The following is a 2,569-nucleotide window of genomic DNA, read 5'->3' on the forward strand; positions in this document are numbered from 1 at the left end:
GGGGAAACCCGGTCGGGGGAACCGGAAGAACCCGGGGAGCCATGGGAAGGGGGTGACGACTCGCTTGACATGGTGGGGAAACCGTTTCGCAATGGCGGGCTGTTTCACTGGCGGGAACAACGGCCGGAGGATCGTTCTTGATCGTCGATCTTCCGTGCCGAGCGGGTCGAATGCGCGGATCGTGCGGTGGACTCGTACCGGTGTTCCGGTGAGGCGGGAAAACCGCCCGTTCGCCGAACGATTCCGGGATTGACCACGGTAGGGACCGGAAACTACCGTCGTCAATGAAGACGCTGCCGATGACGTTCACCGGGGTTCCGCTCCGGCATGTCGCTCATCGGCCGCGCTTCCACATCGTTCCGCGCCCCGTTCCGGTGGCACCGGTCGGCTCCGTCCGCACCACTCCACAATCCCTCCTCCGGCGTCGCGACACATCGGCCCGTGTCGTTTCGTCACCCCTTTTCGAATTCATCTGAGCCGGAACGGCCCGTTCCCGTTTCCCGCCGGCCCTACGTTCCCAATCGGGGGTCCCACCATGGATGTCTCCTTCGTCGGTGGTCCGTCACGGCAACGCGGCGTGGGTATCGTCGCTCCGTTCGATTTCGCCCTGGACCGGGAGTTGTGGCGCTGGGTACCGGACGACGTGTCCCTGCACCTGACCCGTACTCCGTTCGTGCCGGTGGAGGTGAGCCTGGACCTCGCCCGACTGGTCAGTGAGCACCGCACGCTCTCCGACGCCGTCCAGGCGTTGAGCGCGGTCGGTCCCGAGGTCGTCGCCTACGCCTGCACCTCGGGCAGCTTCGTCGGCGGCACGTTCGGGGAGCGCGCCATGGTCGCCGCGATGGCGCAGGCCGGGGCGATGCCCGCGGTCACCACCTCAGGGGCGCTGCTGCTGGCGTTGGAGGAGCTGGGGGTGCGCCGGATCGCGGTGGTGACCCCGTACACGAAATCGGTCACCGACTCGCTGGAGACCTATCTCGGCGAGGGCGGCATCACCGTCAGCGGACGCAGCTACCTGGGGTTGACCCGGGAGATCTGGCGGGTCGGCTACCGCTCGGTGGTGGACATGGCCCGCGAGGCGACCGCGGAGACGACACCGGGACCACCGGAGGCGCTCTTCATCAGCTGCACCAACCTGCCCACCTTCGACGTCATCCCGCAGTTGGAGGCCGAGTTCCGGATGCCCGTGCTCTCCGCCAACCAGGTGACCGTCTGGGCCGCGCTGCGCCGCATCGGCAAGGACGCGGTGGGACCGTACCAATCGCTGCTGGATCCGGTGGCGAGACGGGCGGTGGCGGCGATGAGGGCGGCACCGCCCCCGATGCCTCCCCTGCCGCGCCCCGGGGAGACCCGTCCGGGGCCACCGCAGGCCGCGGCGGCGATGGCCGGGCCCCCGATCCCGTCGGCCGCCGAGGAGGCCGCGATCGGGGAGCCGCAGGTCGATTCCTTCTTCCCGGAGGAACCCGGCGGGGGGCCGGTGCCGGGCTGACCGCCCGGAGGCCGGACGGCGGCATCCCGCCGAACCCGTGCCGAACCCGGTTGGGGGGCGAGCGAACCACGACGCGCCGGAGCGGAGCATCCGCCCCGGCGCCATGTCACGAGCAGGAGGACACCACACATGGAGTCGGTCACCCGGGACGGGACCGTATCCGCGACGTCCGCGACGTCCGCGCCGTTCACCCCCACGACCGCCGCCGGAGCGGTCACCGAGACGCCGGTGGAGATCGTGCCGCCGGAGGAGGTGGGAACCGTCGGCTTCCTCTACCCCGGTTACTCGGCCGAGGACGACGTTCCCCGCATGGAACGACTGCTCAACGAGGCCGGGGCCAACGTCGCCCTGCCGCTGGAGCACACCGACATCGGCACCGACGCCCACCGGGTGGACGCCCTCCTCGAGATGGGCGCCGCGCACCGGCTGCGGGACGGCGCGGAGGTGCTGCGCGGGCGCGGTGCCCGGGCGGTCATGTGGGCGTGCACCAGCGCCAGCTTCGTCTTCGGGTGGGAGGGCGCGCGCACCCAGGCCGGGGAACTGTCGCGGATGGCCGGGCTGCCCGCGTCCAGCACCTCCTTCGCGTTCGCGCACGCGGTGCGGCACCTCGGGGTGGAGCGGGTGGCCATCGCCGCCACCTACCCCGAGGACGTGGCGCTGCTGTTCGGGGAGTTCCTGAACGCCGCGGGCATCGAGGTCACCCGGGTGACGCCCGCGGGGATCATCACCGCCGCCGAGGTCGGGACGTGGGGGCGGTCCCGGGTCACCGAGCTGGCACACAAGGGTGACGACCCGGAGGCGCAGGCCGTCCTGTTGCCGGACACCGCCCTGCACACCGTCTCCTGGTTGCCGCAGTTGGAGGCCGAGCTGGGCAAGCCGGTGCTCACCGCCCACCAGGTCACGGCCTGGGAGGGGTTGCGGCTGATCGGCCGCACGGTGCGCTGCCCGCGCATGGGCAGCCTCTTCGCGGACTGAACGGGGACCGGGCGCCGGAAGACAGGGGCGCGGGGGCGCCGGGGAAGCCCGGGCCCGTGCCCGCCCTCTTGCGCCCAACGGGGTGGTGGACGACCCGAGCGGACC

Annotated in this window: 2 protein-coding genes; both read left to right on the forward strand. The window is 71.6% G+C overall.

Annotation, left to right across the window (positions count from 1 at the left end; translation table 11 throughout):
• Positions 1 to 535: 535 nt before the first annotated feature.
• Positions 536 to 1,489: a maleate cis-trans isomerase family protein gene (locus FNQ90_RS19365; RefSeq protein WP_182607531.1), complete on the forward strand. Its 954-nt coding sequence runs from the start codon at positions 536 to 538 to the stop codon at positions 1,487 to 1,489.
• 252 nt (positions 1,490 to 1,741) lie between these two features.
• Positions 1,742 to 2,464: a maleate cis-trans isomerase family protein gene (locus FNQ90_RS19370; RefSeq protein WP_143623736.1), complete on the forward strand. Its 723-nt coding sequence runs from the start codon at positions 1,742 to 1,744 to the stop codon at positions 2,462 to 2,464.
• Positions 2,465 to 2,569 lie beyond the last annotated feature (105 nt).

This window comes from Streptomyces alkaliphilus (assembly GCF_014141535.1).
Lineage (GTDB): Bacteria > Actinomycetota > Actinomycetes > Streptomycetales > Streptomycetaceae > Streptomyces > Streptomyces alkaliphilus.

What these genes read in the sequence shown, in the direction of transcription:
- FNQ90_RS19365 (WP_182607531.1), top strand. Translation starts at nt 536, where the DNA reads ATGGATGTCTCCTTCGTCGGTGGTCCGTCACGGCAACGCGGCGTGGGT.